This is a genomic window from Streptomyces sp. CA-278952, from assembly GCF_028747205.1.
GTDB lineage: Bacteria > Actinomycetota > Actinomycetes > Streptomycetales > Streptomycetaceae > Streptomyces.
In genome coordinates this window covers 4,789,845-4,804,496 of the sequence record NZ_CP112880.1, presented here as the reverse complement: position 1 = coordinate 4,804,496, position 14,652 = coordinate 4,789,845, and the positions used below count along the sequence as shown (strand labels likewise).

The following is a 14,652-nucleotide window of genomic DNA, read 5'->3' as shown; positions in this document are numbered from 1 at the left end:
CCCATGGACCACCTCCCCGCCCCCCGAACCCCGTCCGTCGTCCGCCTCCCGGACGGCACCCCCGCCTACACCGACCACCTCCCCACCAGCTACCGGCCGACCAACGCGGTGCCGCAGGTGGTGCACGTCCACCAGGCACCCCCGGACCGGACGGTGCAGCGTCTCGCGCTCGGCTCCGGTGTGGGCGCCGGGGCGGTGGCCGCCGGCGTCTACTTCGGCCCGCTCCTCGTCGGCGTCCTGACCGCGATCGCCGCGAACCTCGCGCTCCTCGCCTTGGTCGCGTCCGTGTGTGCCTGGGGCGTGGTCACGGTCGTGAAGTCGGTCGGCGGCAGCGACGGCAAGGCTGCCGCCTCCTCTCTGCGCAAGGGCCGCCGTCGCTGACGGCCCTCCGTCCGTCCGGTCTCGTACCGGGCGGGCTGAGGGCCGGACAGACCGGCCTCGCCCCACCAGGAGGTTCACGTGTACAGCTACACCCGAGCCGAGTCCCGCGAGCGCTCCAAGCTGTTCCGCAAGGGCTTCAAGCAGGCCCTGGCCGACTGTGTCGACGCCAAGGTGACGGCCCGTATCCACGCCATCGACGCCGTGGCCGCCGAGCGCGGGCAGCGGGAGCTGAAGGCACTGCACGAGGTGCAGGCCACCGCCCGGCAGGAGTTGACCAGGGCCAAGGCCGCCGAACGCACCGCCCCCCGCACCGACAAGACCGCCGCCCGCCAGGCCCGCAAGGACGCCGAGCAGCGCGTCCGCCTCGCGGAGCGGGCCGTTCACAGGGCCGAGCGCGACTGAGCGGGGGCGGCCGGGCCCGGCCAAGGAAACCGGCCACCCCTCTTTCCCCCGTCCCGAACCATCGAGCAGGAGGAAGTACCAGCATGACGGACACCACCGCGCCGGCCGCGCATCTGCGGCCGGTCCCCGACCTGGACGACGACACCGAGACCACCGCACCGGTCGCGGTCGACAACCCCGCCCTGCCCGAGCCGAAGATGAGCGTGGAGAAGCGCAAGCCGGTCCTGGCCGGTTGGCTGACCGACCGGCGCGACTTCACCGCCACCGCCCGCCACGCCGGCGCGAACGCCGGATACAGCGCCCTCTTCCACGGCGTGCGGCTCCCGGTCTACGCCGGGCGGCTCGCGCTGATGTCCCCGCGGGGAGCCTGCCGGTTCATCGCCACCACCAACCGGTGGATCTGGGACCGCGAAGCCGCCCCCCTCCGCGCCGCCGCCGTCCGCGCGGAGGATGTCGAGGAGTACATGCGCCTGTCCCGGCTGCGGGCCGGACGGGTCCGGCTGCGCGGCCTGGTCACCCTGGTCGCCGCCGTGTTCGGCGTCGGCTTCGCCCTCTGGCTCTACGTCATGGCACCCGCGCTGATGTACGCGTTCGCGGCCGGCGGGGTGCTGCTGCTCGGCACGGCCGGTCAGCAGCCCGACGCCCCGGTCATCGGCCCCGCCGTGCTGAAGACGGAGGTGCAGAAGCTCACCGGCAGCATCGTGCTGCGTGGTCTCGACTCCATCGGCAACAGCCGGATCAGTGCCGCGATCAAGAAGGGCGGCGATATGAACGGGCTGCGCTTCACCAGCGAGATCGTGCGTGACGGGCCCGGCTACCGCGCCGACCTCGACCTCCCCTACGGCGTCACGCCCGAGGACATCATGGAGGCCCGCAAGCCGCTGGCGTCCGGGCTGCGCCGCAAGGTCGGCTGCGTCTGGCCCTCACCCGACCCCACCGAGCACGAAGGACGCCTGGTCCTGTGGGTCGGGGACAAGCCGATGAACGAGACCACCAAACCCGCCTGGCCCCTCCTCAAGGCGGGCACGGTCGACCTCTTCAAGCCGGTGGTGTTCGGCAACGACCAGCGGATGCGCGACGTGTCCGTGACGCTGATGTTCGCCGCCGTCGTCGTCGGCTCGATCCCCCGCATGGGCAAGACGTTCCTGATGCGGCTGTTCCTCCTCATCGCCGCACTCGACCCCCGCGCGGAGCTGCACGCGTTCGACTTCAAGGGCACCGGAGACTTCGGCGCCCTTGAACCCGTCTGCCACCGCTACCGGGCAGGCGAGGAGAACGACGACATCGAATACGTCCTCGACGCCCTGCGGGAGCTGAAGGAGGAGCTGCGCCGGCGGGCGAAGGTCATCAAGTCCCTGCCGCGCTCCCGCTGCCCGGAATCCAAGGTCACCCCCGAACTGGCCAGCGACAAGAGTCTGGGGCTGCACCCGATCGTGGCCGGGTTCGACGAGTGCCAGGTGCCCTTCGAGCACGAGGAGCACGGCAAGGAGATCGAAGCGATCTGCACCGACCTCGTCAAGCGCGGCCCGGCCCTGGGGATCGTGACCTTGTTCGGGACGCAGCGCCCGGACGCGAAGTCGCTGCCCACCGGAATCAGCGCGAACGCGGTGCTGCGGTTCTGCCTCAAGGTCATGGGGCAGCCCGCCAACGACATGGTGCTGGGGACCTCGATGTACAAGGCCGGGTACCGGGCGACGATGTTCTCCCGCTCCGACCGCGGCATCTGCTGGATGGCCGGCGAGGGCGACGACCCCCGCATCGTGGCATCGGCGTTCGTGGACGCGGTGGCCGCCGAGCAGATCGCCGCACGCGCCCGCCAGGTCCGCGAGGAGTACGGCAACATCACCGGCCACGCCATCGGCGCGGGACCTGAGAAGTCCGGGCAGTCCGATGTGCTGGCCGACGTGCTGGCCGTCATCGCCCCCGGCGAGAAGGCTGTCTGGTGCGAGCGCATCGCCGCCCGCCTCGCCACCGCGCAGCCGGACGTCTATGGCGGGTGGAAGGGCGAGAACGTCACCGCCGCCCTCAAGCCCCACGGCATCAAGGCCGGGCAGGTCTGGGGCCAGACCGACACCGGTGAGGGCAAGAACCGGCGCGGCATCGACCGCGCCGACATCACCGCTGCTGTCACCCGTCGTAACCAGACCAAGGCCGCCGCCTGACCGCAGCAGCGCTGCTAGACCTAGCACCCCCGGCTGCTAGGTCTAGCACCCCCGCTAGCACCCCGCACCCGCCCTGAGCTGCGACCTAGCGTCTAGCAGCCCACCTGCGGAAACACCCGGAAACCCGCCTGCCGAAGGGATGTGAGCCCCTCGTGGCGCTCGCTAGCCTCCTCATCCTCCTCACCGCCGCCGGTTACGCAGTGTTGTGCGCGGTGAAGCCGTTCGCCCCGTGCCGGAAGTGCTCCGGCATCGGCGTCCGCACCCGCCGCACCGTCACCCTCTGCCGCCGCTGCCACGGCCACCGCTCCCGACTCCGCATCGGGCGACGGCTGCTCAACAACAGCCGCAGCATCCACGCCGCTGGCACCCGACCCCGCATCGCCGACCGGAAGGCCACCCCATGGCAGTGACGCTCTCCCTCGTCGCCCTCTTCGGACTCGTCCTGTTCTTCCTGCTGCGGTCCGGCAGCCTCACGCCCGGCGGCGCGTTCACCGCCGCCGGGTTCGGGTTCTTCCTCGCCACCACCGGCGCCGCCGGACCCATCAACGAGATGGCCGCCGCCCTCGTCGACGCCCTCCCCAACATCTGAGGAGCACCCCGTGCGACTGCGCCTCCAACTCACCGGCTGGGACCGCCGGACCCTGACCCTGACCGACACCCCCGACCCCGACTGCCCGCTCTGCGACGGGCGCGGCGGGCGCGGGTACGACTATGGCGACCACGAAGGGGAGTACGCCGGCACCGAGTGGGACCCCTGCACATGCTGGGACGAAACCCGCCGCCGGACCCTGCTCCGACTCCCGCGCATCCCCCGCCGACGCCGGGCCGACCGCGACCCGTGGAGCAACGAACCGCCCTTCTGACAGGCCGAGGGCGGCCCCCGCATCTCGCCAAAGAACCGGGGCCGCCCTCGCTTGCCAGCACCTCTCACAGAACTGGAGACACCAGCATGACCCAACCCACCCCCATCCGGCGAGTGCCGGACGGGACCTTACGAGCCGTGGCACTGTGCGCCGGCTACGGCGGACTGGAGACCGCGCTCGGTGCGGGTATCGGCGCGGTGCCGGTCGCCTACGCCGAGAACGACCCCTACGCCGCCGCCGTGTTCGCCGCCCACCACCCCGGGGTGCCGAACCTCGGAGACATCACCCGCGTCGACTGGGAGCGGGTCCGTGACCTCTACCGGCCCGCGATCGTCGGGGCCGGTTTCCCGTGCCGCAACATCAGCAACGCCGGACGGAAGGATGGGATCAGTGGCCAGTGGTCGAGGGTCTGGAAGAACGTCGCTGCGGCTGTGGGCGTCATTCGACCGCGCTACGTCTTCCTGGAAAACGTGGCGGCGCTCCGCTCGCGGGGGCTGGACGTCGTCGCCCAGGACCTGGCCGCGATCGGGTATGGCGTCCGGTGGACATGTCTACGAGCTGGTGACCCCGAAGTCGGGGCCCCGCACGAGCGCGACCGGTGGTTCGCAGTTGCCCATCCCGCTGATGCCGACCCCCACCACCTCGGACGGCACTGGCGGCCCCGGCACCAGCCCGAAACGACGCGGTGGGCTGAACCTGCGCACCGCAGTGACCCGGCTCCCGGCACCCCCGCCCGAGTCCTGAGGCTGGTCCCCACGCCGGCCGCCCGGGACTGGAGGTCGGGTGCCTCCAACCTCTTGGAGCGCAACGCGCGCCCGCTGAACGAGTTCGTCGTCAACCGGCTCCCCTACAGCGGGAGCTGGATCTCCACCGACGGCATCGACTACGGGCCCGCCATCCGCCGCTGGGAACACATCACCGACCAACCGGCCCCCTGCCCCACCGAGCCCGGCATGCGGGGCAACCGCCGCCTGTCACCCGTCTTCACGGAATGGCTCATGGGACTGCCCGCCGGCTGGGTCACCGACGTCCCCGGTATTCCCCGCAAGGAACAGCTCCGCATCCTCGGCAACGGCGTCATCCCCCGCCAGGCACACCACGCCTACGGGCAACTCCTCGGAGCCACCCCCGCCGCCTGGACCAACCCCCGGGCGGTGGCCGCATGAACACTCGCCTCCTCAACGCAGCCATGGACGCGGCCGAACGTGGCTGGCACGTCCTCCCCCTGCGGCCGGCCGACAAGCGCCCCGCCCTCCACGGCGAGACCGCCTGCACCGGCACCGGGGACTGCGCGAACGGCCACCGCAAGTGGGAGCAGCGCGCCACCACCGACCCCGACCGCATCCGCGCCGCCTGGTCGACCGGGGCGTTCAACGTCGGAATCGCCACCGGCCCGTCCGGGCTGGTCGTGGTGGACCTGGACCCGGTCAAGGCCAAGGACCCGAAAGGAACGCCTGACGGCGTCACTTCCCTGCAAGCGCTCTGCGAGCGCGCCGGGCACCCCGTCCCCGCCACCTACCGGACCCGGACCGCGAGCGGCGGACGCCACCTGTACTTCACCGCCCCCGACGGGGTGCGACTCGGCAACAGCGCGGGCAGGCTCGGCAAGCACATCGACACCCGCGCCCACGGCGGCTACGTCGTCGCCGCCGGAAGCACCCTCCCCCACGGCACGTACGAGGTGGTCGACCCCACCCACCCCGCACCACTCCCGGAATGGCTGTACGCCCCTCTGACGCCCCATCAGCCCGCCCTGGGCCTGACGGCTGCACCCGTGGCACTTCGGGCCTCCAGGTATGCCGCAGCGGCTCTCAGGGCCGAAACGGCGGCCGTGGCCGGGGCTGGTGAAGGCGTGCGGAACTGGACGCTCGTTCGGGCCGCCCGAGCCCTGGGGCGGTTCATCCCGTCCGGCGACCTCGCCCGCCATGAGGTAGAGGCGGCTCTTAATTCGGCGGGATTGCGGGCCGGACTCCGCGAGAACGAGTGCAGGGCCGCCGTGGCCAGCGCTCTGAACTGGTCCATCGCCAACAACCCCGGGCGGCCGGCATGACCACCGCCCCCAATCCCCCCCTTAAGAGCCTGCCTGCCACCCCGAACACCCCGCAGGACGCCAACCCCGCCGCAGCACGAATGACCGGTGGCGAGCCGAAAGGCGTCGGCCGTCAGGCCGTCCCCGTTGCTGTTCTCCCTGATCCGCACACGGTCACGGTGACCGGCATCCGCCCCGGCCTCACGGTGCGCGGGCTCGGACGCAACCAGATCCCCGCCGCGGACTGGCTCTGCGTCTGCGGCCACCACGAACGCGCCCGGGGCCGCGACCGCGTCACCGACCTGACCACCCGCGCCCGCGTCGACCACTGCCCGCACACCGAGCAGCACCGGAGGAACGCCGCATGAACACCCCCAACCAGCCTGCCGGGCCCATCGACGGTGCGGCGCTGCTGAACGAGGTGGAAGCCTTCCACCGCCGCTTCAACGTCTTCCCCCGGGAAGCCGCCTATGTCGCCGTGGCGTTGTGGGACGCGCACGCGCACCTGTTGGACGCGTTCGACAGCACCCCCCGCCTCGCCTTCCTCTCCCCGGAACCCGGATCGGGGAAGTCCCGCGCCCTGGAGGTGGTGGAGACCCTGGTCCCGCGCCCCATGCTTGCCGTGAACGCCCGGGCCGCAGCCCTGTTCCGGTCCGTCTCCGACCCCGCCGGGCGGCCGACGATCCTGTTCGATGAGATCGACACCGTCTTCGGTCCCAAGGCGGGGGACAACGAGGAGCTGCGTGGCTTCCTGAACGCCGGTCACCGCCGCTCCGGGGTCACCTACCGGTGCGTCGGGGACGGGGGCAATCAGACGGTGGTGGAGTTCCCCTCCTACACCGCCGTCGCGGTCGCCGGTCTCGGCTACCTGCCCGACACCATCACCACCCGCTCCGTCATCATCCGCATGCGCCGACGAGCACGGAACGAGACCGTGGAGCCCTTCCGGGCCCGGCTCCACGAAGCCGAAGGGCAGGCGCTGCGGGAACGGCTCGCCCAGTGGGCCGACACTGTGCGGGAGGACATCGCGGGCAGGTGGCCGCAGATGCCCGACGGTGTCAGCGACCGGCCGGCGGATGTGTGGGAGCCGCTGCTGTCCGTCGCGGACGCGGCCGGGGGCGACTGGCCCGAACGCGCCCGCACCGCCTGCCTGGAGCTGGTCAACGCCGCCCGCGCCGACGACAAAGGGTCCCTCGGCATCCGGCTGCTCACGGACCTGCGGGACCACGTGATGGCAGGCATCGACCGGATGCCGACCGTCGCGATCCTGGACCGGCTGTGCGCCCTGGACGAAGCGCCGTGGGCCGACATGAGCGGGCGCCCGCTCGACTCCCGGGGCCTGGCCAAGATGCTGGGTGAGTACATGACCAGCGACAACACTCCGGTCAAGGCCCGCAACATCAAGACCGCCGGGACCGTCCTCAAGGGCTACTACGCCCTCGATCTCCACGACGCCTGGCAGCGGTACTGCCCCCCACCCCCCTCAGAAGCCGCTACCTCCGCTACCTCCGCTACCGCGCAGGTCAGCGACCCGGAAACGGTAGCGGCAACCCTCTTCCCCTCCGCTACCTGAGCGCTACCCGCTACCGGCCCCACCCCACCACGGGGCGGGGCCGGTAGCGGCACCCATCCGCTACCGCTACCCCATCCGCTACCACAAACAAGCCTCTGACCAGGGCGGTAGCGGAGGTAGCGGAGGTAGCGGACCTGACAGGAAGGGGCCCGGCCCCGATCCCGCCGTCCAGGAGAAACCAATGGCAGCCGCAATCACGGCAACGCTCCGCGCCGGACTCCCCGATCGCTACTTGACCCCCGACGACATCGCCGCTCTCCTCTCCGTCCCGCTCGAAACCGTCTACGCCTGGCGCAAGAAGCGCACCGGCCCGCCCGGCTTCCGTATCGGCAAGCACCTCCGCTACGACCCCGCCGCCGTGCGCGCATGGATCACCAGCCTGGCTGAGCACGAAGCCGCCTGACCCGAACCACAACCAACCGCAGGGGCATGACCACCAGGTCGTGCCCCTGCGGCGTACCCAACAGGAGCACCCCTTGGCCGGCCACATCCAAGACCGCTGGTACAAAACCGAACCCGGACCCGACGGGAAGACCCGCCGCGTCAAGAGCGACCGATACGGCTCCGGACTCCGCTACCGCGCGCGCTACATCGGCCCCGACGGCACCGAGAAGTCCAAGTCGTTCCCGGACCGACAGAAGCGCCTCGCCGAGAAATGGCTGAGCAAGACCGAGGCCGACATGGATAGCGGCCAGTACGTGGACCCGAAAGCGGGCCGGACCACCTTCCAGCAGTACGCCGAACGCTGGGTGTCCTCGCACGCCGGGGAGGTCAACAGCGGGGAAGGCGCCGAGCGACGGCTGAGGCTGCACGCCTACCCGACCATCGGCAGCCGGCCGCTCGGCTCCTTCAAACCGGAGCACGTCCGCACTTGGCTGGGGGTGCTGAAGAAGTCCATCCCGAACGAGACACACCGCCGGGTGATCGCCGCAACCGTGTCCGCCGTTTTCAACGCGGCCGTCGATGACGAGTTGCTGGCGCGGAATCCCTTCAAAGCCCGCTCCGTCCAGATGCCGAAAGCTGGGGACGCAACGGTGAAGCCGTGGACCGTCAGCCAACTGTTCGCCGTGCAGAGCTCTCTGCCGGCACGGTTCCGTACAGCAGTGGATCTGGGCGGGGGGTGCGGGCTACGCCAGGGAGAGATCTTCGGATTCTCCGTGGATGAGGTGGACTTCGAGAATGGCTGGGTCACCGTAAGCCACCAGCTCAAACGCCTCCGAGGTCGGTACGTCTTCGCTCCCCCGAAGGGTGGGAAAACCCGGCAGGTGCCCCTCCCCAGAGCGGTCGCGGACGCGCTCCGGTCTCACGCTTCCGCCTTCCCGCCCATCGCTGTCAGCCTGCCGTGGCGCACCGTGGACGGGGAGCGGCGCACCAAGCGCCTGTACTTCAGCGGAGCGGCCGGAATGCACGTCCGGGTGAGCCACTTCAACGACTTCATGTGGAAGCCTGCTCTGGTCGCTGCCGGGATCATTCCGGAGCCTGAAGAGGGCGAGCGGTACGCCTCCGCCCGGGAGCACGGTATGCACGCCCTGAGGCACTTCTACGCCTCCGTGCTGCTGGATGCTGGCGAGAACATCAAAGCGCTGAGTCGGTATCTGGGGCATGCGGACGCGGGGTTCACTCTGCGGACGTACACCCACCTGATGCCGAGCAGCGAACTGCGCACCCGCAACGCGGTGGACGCCCTGTATCAGGGGCCGCAAAACCATGATCACGGCCCAGAGACGGCCCAGGACGAGTGACGGCCCGCTCTCAGGGTCCGTTTTGGCTGGTCATCGGCGGTGCCGCGCCTACATCGCAGAACTTCATCTACTTCTGGCCGCTGTTCACGGGGACGTCGATCCCGGAGGACCTGTGGCGGGACCGGATGTGGCTGGACACGTGGGTGTAGGCACCACGGCGTGACCGGGGCAGGCAAGAAGCCGAGAAACGCGGGCGGGCCGCGACGAATCATCGTCGCGGCCCGCCCGCATTTCTCTTCTGGACCCGAAGGTTAGAAGAAGTGCTTTCGTCCGCCCACCGCGCGGCCGGTCGCACCCAGGATCCACAGGATGGCGCCCACAAGAATGAGGATGCCGCCGATGGTCGTCAGGAGCCCCATGCCGACAAGCAGGCCGATGATCAGCAGAATAAGTCCAAGGACGATCATTTTCGTTTCCCATCGTCAAGTCGGTTCAAGCGCGGATGCGCTTGCACTTCACAACGGCCTCAGTGCACCTCACCGGTACCGCCCGGTTCCGAATGTCGCCAGAACCTCGTTGCGAAGGTCCTGGTGCCCGGCAATTCGGCATTCACACATCGCTCTCACATCATCGCAATGACGTTGGCCGCTGTCGCGCCAGAAAGATCGCGGCCACCCCCGAAAGCACCAGGAAGAACGCGGCGGCCGCGCCCGACACCCACACCAGCAGGGCCGCGCCCCCACCCCCGACATCGTCTTCGCGGGCGACCACCCGCGGGTCGTCCGCCTGGTACCGGACGGTCATGGCGGCGCCGACGGACCGCTTGCCGCCTCCGCTGCCCACCGGGAGGTCCGCCACCACGGTCTGCCCGCCGGCCTCGAACTTCACCTCGCACTGACCCGCCATGCACGCGCCGCTGGTGTGCAAGGTCGCCCGAGCCCGTTCGCCGTCCTTGAGGGAGCGCAGGTGTTCTGCCGCCGGAAACATCACCAGCGCCGACAGCGCCCCCAGCAGCAGGCCGAGAGCCAACGACATCAGCATGGACGCACGAGGCCCCAGCCCGTTCGCTCCGCCGCCGGCCGTACCCGTTCTCGCCGGGGCGCGCACTCCGGACGCGCCCCCGTTCGCTCCGCCGTCCACCTGGCTCGCCCCCTTGCCCGTCGGCGTCGAGCCGACGTTCCGCTTCCTCGTGTCCGAGCAGGGTAGGCGGGTGACCGAGGGGATTTCACGGGGCGATGTCGGCATAGCCGGACGGGCCGCGGCTGCCTGTTGTCGGCAACCACGGCCGGGGGTGTCCGTGCCCTCGCGTAGGTTGAGCGCCGTCACAGTCGAACGGAGGCACACGGTGAAGGCGTACGAACTGGGGTTCGGGGAATCCGTGGAGAAGCTGACGGTCCATCCCGGCACGGCCATCGAGATCGATCTGCCCGGCGCCCGCGTCGCCGGGTGGTGCGGCGGTCGTGCGCCCGGCATCGGGACCGCCGCGTGGCCCCGGAGCCCTGTCACCGGACTGCCGATGACGCACGTCATCACCCTCGAACTGCCGGAGGACTACCGGCGCAAGGGCGAGGACCTGGTGGCCCTCTCCTTCTTCCAGGCCGACGACCATGTCGCCGACGACATCGAAGGCGTCGCCGGACTGCTGGAGGGCACCGCGCCCACCGCCGAGCAGGCCGCCGATCCGTTCCTCGCCGCGGTGGCCGCGACGGCCGCGGCACGCCATCCCGAGCAGCGGGACCTGGAGGACCTCATCGGCGGCGCGCACGCGCTCCTGTGGCTCACCGCCGAGGAGTTCGCCGCGCCCCGCATCGATCCTCCGGCCGACATCCGCCCGGCCGGTCTCGGCGACCACTACAGCCGCGGCCAGAACGCCTGGGACGACAGCGTCCCCGAGACCACGGTCTGGCTCGGCGAGCGCACCGGCGACCCCAACATCGGCGTCGCCCCGTCGGAGGACGGCGCGGGCGGCTATGTGGCCGCCTGGTCCTCCGACGACGAGCAGCTCGAGGAGTACTGGTCGTCCATCGAGGGAACCTCGCACCTGGGCGGAACGATCATGCCCTGCCAGGGGATGCCCGAGGGTCTGACCCCGTACGTCTTCGAGCTGGAGGACGGCGTCGGCGGGCTCAACCTCGGCGGCGGCAACGCGCAGATCGACCTGGAGTCGGACGTCTTCGACTGGGCGCAGTAGCGCGGCGGGACGGCAGGGCGGCAGTGCGGCAGTGCGGTAGCCGGCACGACGGGTCGCCGCCCGGGGCTCAGTCGCCCCCGCAGCCGCCTCCGCAGCTCGACCCGCAGCCGCCCCCGTTGTGCCGGTTGCCGGAGCCGCTCCCGCTCGACCCGCGCGACGGGCGGGGCGGTGGGTTCTTGCGGCGCTCCTCCGCCTCGCGCTGTGCCCTCCGTTGGCGCTCCGCCCGCTCCCGGCCCTCGCGCAGCCGCTCCTGCTGCCGGGCGGCGCCGTCCGCCGGTTCCCACGGGCCCAGCCGGTGGCGGCGGTCGGGGCGGAGCGGGGCCGTGGTCACGGTCGCGTACATCCGCCCCATCTCCTGGTGGCGGTGGTATTCGGCGCAGGCGTAGGCGAGGACGACCTCGTCGCCCTCCGCGAGGGTGCCGTACAGGACCGCCTCGAAGGGCTCGTGCTTCGGGTCGATGTCGTGGTGCCCGTTCCCCACCCCGTACGCCGAGCCGCTGCCCAGGAGCCGCGTCCGGTCGCGGGTGTCGCTCGCGCGGGGGGCGTACGCGATCAGGGGCGGCGCGGTGCGGGTGCGGGCGTCCGCGCAGATCCAGTGGCGCCCGTCCGCCCCGGCGCGCACGCCCACGATCAGGGCCGGCTGCTCCTCCGCGTGCAGCCGCCGCGCCGCCCGGTAGGCGAGCTGGCCCCAGCCGCCGAAGGTCGTGCCGGCGACGAGGAGCACCAGGGCGATGCGCTGCTGCCCGACGGCGTCGTACCCGACGCCGCCCGAGGTCAGGTCCTCGACCAGGCCGTCCGTCAGAATCCCCACGGCGACCAGGCAGAGCGCCAGCCCGAGATACACCTGCGCGTGACCGCGATGGCCGTCCGATTCCGGGACGCGGTCGGGCAGCGGGAAGCGACGCTTTCCGGCCGCTTCGAGGGCCAGGGCCCGCTGCCGGCCACGGGCCCGCAGCCGGAGGCAGCTCCCCGTGAGCGCCATGGCGCAGACGGCGAGGACGAGCAGGTGGCCGGCTGCCGCCGGCCGGTCGGAGTCTCCGGGCCGGGCCAGGGAGAGCCCCGCCGCCACGGCGACGTACAGCGCGGCCGGAAGGGCAGCGACCGGAACGTACCGGTACCAGAACGGCAGGGCGGTCAGCAGGACCACGCCCGGGTACCTCAGCCAGTCCGTCCCGCCCCCGCCGCCCCAGGCCGCGGACGCCGACGAGAGCCCGAACAGGAGGACGTACGCCGCCACGACGAGGGCAGCGAGGATCCAGCCGCCCGCGACCGGGGCGAGCACGGCCGGGACCCCCGCTCTGCGCCACCGTTCGGCATCGGCGGCGGGCCAGACGGCGACGCCGCCGGACAGCCGGGAGACCGTGCCGCCTCCGGTCACGGACCAGGTGACGGAGGCTCCGTCGGGCAGGATCTCGGGTGGCAGACGCTTGATGTGATAGGCCGTCACCGGTCCACCGCCACACGCCCGCATATGCCCATGCCGCACGCCCCCCGACGCTCACTCCCCCGTGCATTCCCGGCCAGTCTGCCCACCACGGGCCACCGCCACACAGCGGAGAGCGCTTCCCGGCCAAGCATTCCGGTCCGGTAACAACGTCCTCACCGCCTGCCGCAAGCCTTTAGGGTTCCTCACGGTTGCCCCTTGAACCTGTTCAGGGGGTCTCCTGGGGAGGGGGACTGCGAGATGCGCAGTGGAGCGAAGGTCGCCGTGATCGGCGGAGCGTTCGTCCTGGTGGCCGGAGGGATCGGTTACGGGGCGTACAGCATGCTCGGGGACACGGGCGGCGGGGACGGCGGTACGCGGAGCGCCTCCGAGTCGTCGAAGGTGAAGACGGGGCCGCCGAGCGCGGAGGAGATAGCGGAGACGTCGAAGGGCTTCCTCGACGCGTGGGCGTCCGGCGACGCGACGGCCGCGTCGCTCCTCACCAACAACGAGGCGGGCGCGGAGCCGGTGCTCGCCTCGTACGGCGAGGACGCCCGCATCGGCAAGGTCAAGATCACCCCGGGTCCGGCCGTCGGCACGAAGGTGCCCTACACGGTCAAGGCCACCGTCTCCTACGACGGGAAGTCCAAGCCCCTGTCGTACGCCTCGGAGCTGACCGTGGTGCGCGGCCTGACGACGGGCAAGGCCCTGGTCGACTGGGCCCCGACGGTCGTGCACCCGCAGCTGACGGAGGGCGCGACGCTGAGGACGGGCGAGTCCTCGACACCGGCGATCGAGGCCGTCGACCACAACGGGAAGGTCCTGACCAAGGAGGAGTACCCCTCGCTCGGGCCGATCCTGGACACGCTGCGCGAGAAGTACGGAAAGAGCGCGGGCGGTTCGCCCGGCATCGAGACGTGGATCGAGCCCGCCGACGAGACCCAGCCGGACGTCAGCCTGCTGACGCTGGCCAAGGGCAAGCCGGGCAAGGTGCGGACGACGATCGACGCGGGCGCGCAGGCGGCGGCCGAGCGGGCGGTGAAGAAGTACGCGGAAGCCTCAGTGGTCGCGGTCAAGCCGTCCACCGGGGCGATCCGCGCGGTGGCCAACAACCCGGCGACCGGGTTCAACGCGGCGATGCAGGGGAAGCAGGCGCCCGGCTCCACGCTGAAGATCATGACGGCGGCGATGCTGCTGGAGAAGGGTCTGGTTACGGCGAACGGGGCGGCGGAGTGCCCCAAGGACGTGCTGTACCAGGGGCGTTCGTTCCACAACCTGGAGCACTTCGCGCTGCCGGACGGCAGTACGTTCACGCAGAGCTTCGCCAAGTCGTGCAACACCGCCTTCATCAAGCTGATCGACGACACGAAGGACGACGCCGCACTCGCCAAGGAGGCCCGGGACGTCTTCGGGATCGGCCTGGACTGGAAGACGGGTGTCGTCACGACCGACGGCAGTGTGCCGGAGGAGACCGGTGGCGTGGCCGCCGCCCAGTACATCGGCCAGGGCACCGTCCAGATGAACGCCCTCAACATGGCGTCCATCACCGCCACCGCCCGCACCGGCACGTTCCGTCAGCCGGTCATCGTCCCGCAGTCCCTGGACAACCGGCAGTTGGCGACGGCCTCGCGCTCGCTGTCGCCGTCCGTCACCCAGCAGCTCACGACGATGATGCGCGCCACGGCCGCCTGGGGCACCGGCGCGGAGGCCATGGCCTCGGTCGGCGGTGACAAGGGCGCCAAGACCGGCTCGGCCGAGGTCGACGGACAGGACACCTCCAACAGCTGGTTCACCGGCTTCAGTGACGACCTCGCCGCGGCGGCGGTCGTCCAGACCGGCGGCCACGGCGGCGACGCGGCGGGCCCGGTCGTGGCGGAGGTGCTGAAGGCAGGCCGCTGAGGCCGCGGCCGACGAACGTGAGGGGCCAGGGGCCCGTGTTCGACCAC

Annotated in this window: 17 protein-coding genes; 14 read left to right on the top strand and 3 right to left on the bottom strand. The window is 71.3% G+C overall.

Going from position 1 to position 14,652, the window contains the following annotated elements; translation table 11 throughout:
• The first annotated feature begins 3 nt into the window (after positions 1 to 3).
• The 12 genes from N7925_RS21595 to N7925_RS21540 all read left to right on the top strand — a co-directional run bounded on the left by N7925_RS21595 (position 4) and on the right by N7925_RS21540 (position 9,152).
• On the top strand, positions 4 to 381 hold the full coding sequence (locus tag N7925_RS21595) for a DUF6251 family protein (protein ID WP_274344857.1): 378 nt from the start codon (positions 4 to 6) through the stop codon (positions 379 to 381).
• Between the two features lie 78 nt (positions 382 to 459).
• The gene (locus N7925_RS21590) at positions 460 to 783 is read left to right on the top strand and encodes a hypothetical protein (RefSeq protein ID WP_274344856.1); all 324 of its coding nucleotides are present in this window, start codon (positions 460 to 462) and stop codon (positions 781 to 783) included.
• Positions 784 to 866: 83 nt separating this feature from the next.
• Positions 867 to 2,945, top strand: a complete 2,079-nt coding sequence (locus N7925_RS21585; protein WP_274344855.1) for a cell division protein FtsK — start codon at positions 867 to 869, stop codon at positions 2,943 to 2,945.
• 152 nt (positions 2,946 to 3,097) lie between these two features.
• Entirely contained in the window at positions 3,098 to 3,355 is a 258-nt protein-coding gene (locus tag N7925_RS21580; protein ID WP_274344854.1) for a hypothetical protein, read from the top strand.
• Entirely contained in the window at positions 3,346 to 3,534 is a 189-nt protein-coding gene (locus N7925_RS21575; protein WP_274344853.1) for a hypothetical protein, read from the top strand. The genes N7925_RS21580 and N7925_RS21575 overlap by 10 nt, the downstream gene beginning before the upstream one ends.
• A gap of 10 nt (positions 3,535 to 3,544) precedes the next feature.
• Entirely contained in the window at positions 3,545 to 3,808 is a 264-nt protein-coding gene (locus tag N7925_RS21570) for a hypothetical protein (RefSeq protein ID WP_274344852.1), read from the top strand.
• 137 nt (positions 3,809 to 3,945) lie between these two features.
• The gene (locus N7925_RS21565) at positions 3,946 to 4,974 is read left to right on the top strand and encodes a DNA cytosine methyltransferase (protein WP_274344851.1); all 1,029 of its coding nucleotides are present in this window, start codon (positions 3,946 to 3,948) and stop codon (positions 4,972 to 4,974) included.
• Complete coding sequence (locus N7925_RS21560) at positions 4,971 to 5,858, top strand: bifunctional DNA primase/polymerase (protein WP_274344850.1); 888 nt, start codon at positions 4,971 to 4,973, stop codon at positions 5,856 to 5,858. Before N7925_RS21565 ends, N7925_RS21560 begins: the two co-directional genes overlap by 4 nt.
• A gap of 158 nt (positions 5,859 to 6,016) precedes the next feature.
• Positions 6,017 to 6,205 carry a hypothetical protein gene (locus N7925_RS21555; protein WP_274344849.1) on the top strand — a complete coding sequence of 63 codons (189 nt, stop codon included), beginning with the start codon at positions 6,017 to 6,019 and terminating at the stop codon, positions 6,203 to 6,205.
• Positions 6,202 to 7,410, top strand: a complete 1,209-nt coding sequence (locus N7925_RS21550; RefSeq protein ID WP_274344848.1) for a DUF3631 domain-containing protein — start codon at positions 6,202 to 6,204, stop codon at positions 7,408 to 7,410. The genes N7925_RS21555 and N7925_RS21550 overlap by 4 nt, the downstream gene beginning before the upstream one ends.
• Before the next feature lie 181 nt (positions 7,411 to 7,591).
• The gene (locus N7925_RS21545; RefSeq protein ID WP_274344847.1) at positions 7,592 to 7,813 is read left to right on the top strand and encodes a helix-turn-helix transcriptional regulator; all 222 of its coding nucleotides are present in this window, start codon (positions 7,592 to 7,594) and stop codon (positions 7,811 to 7,813) included.
• Between the two features lie 73 nt (positions 7,814 to 7,886).
• Positions 7,887 to 9,152, top strand: a complete 1,266-nt coding sequence (locus tag N7925_RS21540) for a tyrosine-type recombinase/integrase (protein ID WP_274344846.1) — start codon at positions 7,887 to 7,889, stop codon at positions 9,150 to 9,152.
• Positions 9,153 to 9,403: 251 nt separating this feature from the next.
• On the opposite strand, the gene N7925_RS21535 is transcribed toward N7925_RS21540, so the two are convergent.
• On the bottom strand, positions 9,404 to 9,559 hold the full coding sequence (locus N7925_RS21535; RefSeq protein WP_003968543.1) for a hypothetical protein: 156 nt from the start codon (positions 9,557 to 9,559) through the stop codon (positions 9,404 to 9,406).
• A gap of 160 nt (positions 9,560 to 9,719) precedes the next feature.
• Positions 9,720 to 10,133 (bottom strand): hypothetical protein, encoded by a 414-nt coding sequence (locus tag N7925_RS21530; protein WP_274344844.1) that lies wholly within the window; start codon positions 10,131 to 10,133, stop codon positions 9,720 to 9,722.
• 304 nt (positions 10,134 to 10,437) lie between these two features.
• On the opposite strand from N7925_RS21530, the gene N7925_RS21525 reads away from it, so the two are divergent.
• A complete protein-coding gene (locus N7925_RS21525) occupies positions 10,438 to 11,283 on the top strand; it encodes a hypothetical protein (protein ID WP_274344843.1) in 846 nt (281 codons plus the stop codon).
• Between the two features lie 67 nt (positions 11,284 to 11,350).
• Here N7925_RS21525 and N7925_RS21520 read toward each other — a convergent pair whose 3' ends face one another.
• Entirely contained in the window at positions 11,351 to 12,730 is a 1,380-nt protein-coding gene (locus N7925_RS21520; protein WP_274344842.1) for a hypothetical protein, read from the bottom strand.
• A 237-nt stretch (positions 12,731 to 12,967) separates the two neighbouring features.
• Between N7925_RS21520 and N7925_RS21515 the strand changes: the two genes are divergently transcribed.
• Entirely contained in the window at positions 12,968 to 14,605 is a 1,638-nt protein-coding gene (locus tag N7925_RS21515) for a penicillin-binding transpeptidase domain-containing protein (protein WP_265601126.1), read from the top strand.
• Positions 14,606 to 14,652: the final 47 nt, after the last annotated feature.

Coding starts and splice junctions, on each gene's coding strand:
- N7925_RS21585 (WP_274344855.1), top strand. CDS start 867: ATGACGGACACCACCGCGCCGGCCGCGCATCTGCGGCCGGTCCCCGAC.
- N7925_RS21560 (WP_274344850.1), top strand. CDS start 4,971: ATGAACACTCGCCTCCTCAACGCAGCCATGGACGCGGCCGAACGTGGC.
- N7925_RS21575 (WP_274344853.1), top strand. CDS start 3,346: ATGGCAGTGACGCTCTCCCTCGTCGCCCTCTTCGGACTCGTCCTGTTC.
- N7925_RS21515 (WP_265601126.1), top strand. CDS start 12,968: ATGCGCAGTGGAGCGAAGGTCGCCGTGATCGGCGGAGCGTTCGTCCTG.
- N7925_RS21530 (WP_274344844.1), bottom strand. CDS start 10,133: ATGCTGATGTCGTTGGCTCTCGGCCTGCTGCTGGGGGCGCTGTCGGCG.
- N7925_RS21595 (WP_274344857.1), top strand. CDS start 4: ATGGACCACCTCCCCGCCCCCCGAACCCCGTCCGTCGTCCGCCTCCCG.
- N7925_RS21550 (WP_274344848.1), top strand. CDS start 6,202: ATGAACACCCCCAACCAGCCTGCCGGGCCCATCGACGGTGCGGCGCTG.
- N7925_RS21535 (WP_003968543.1), bottom strand. CDS start 9,559: ATGATCGTCCTTGGACTTATTCTGCTGATCATCGGCCTGCTTGTCGGC.
- N7925_RS21545 (WP_274344847.1), top strand. CDS start 7,592: ATGGCAGCCGCAATCACGGCAACGCTCCGCGCCGGACTCCCCGATCGC.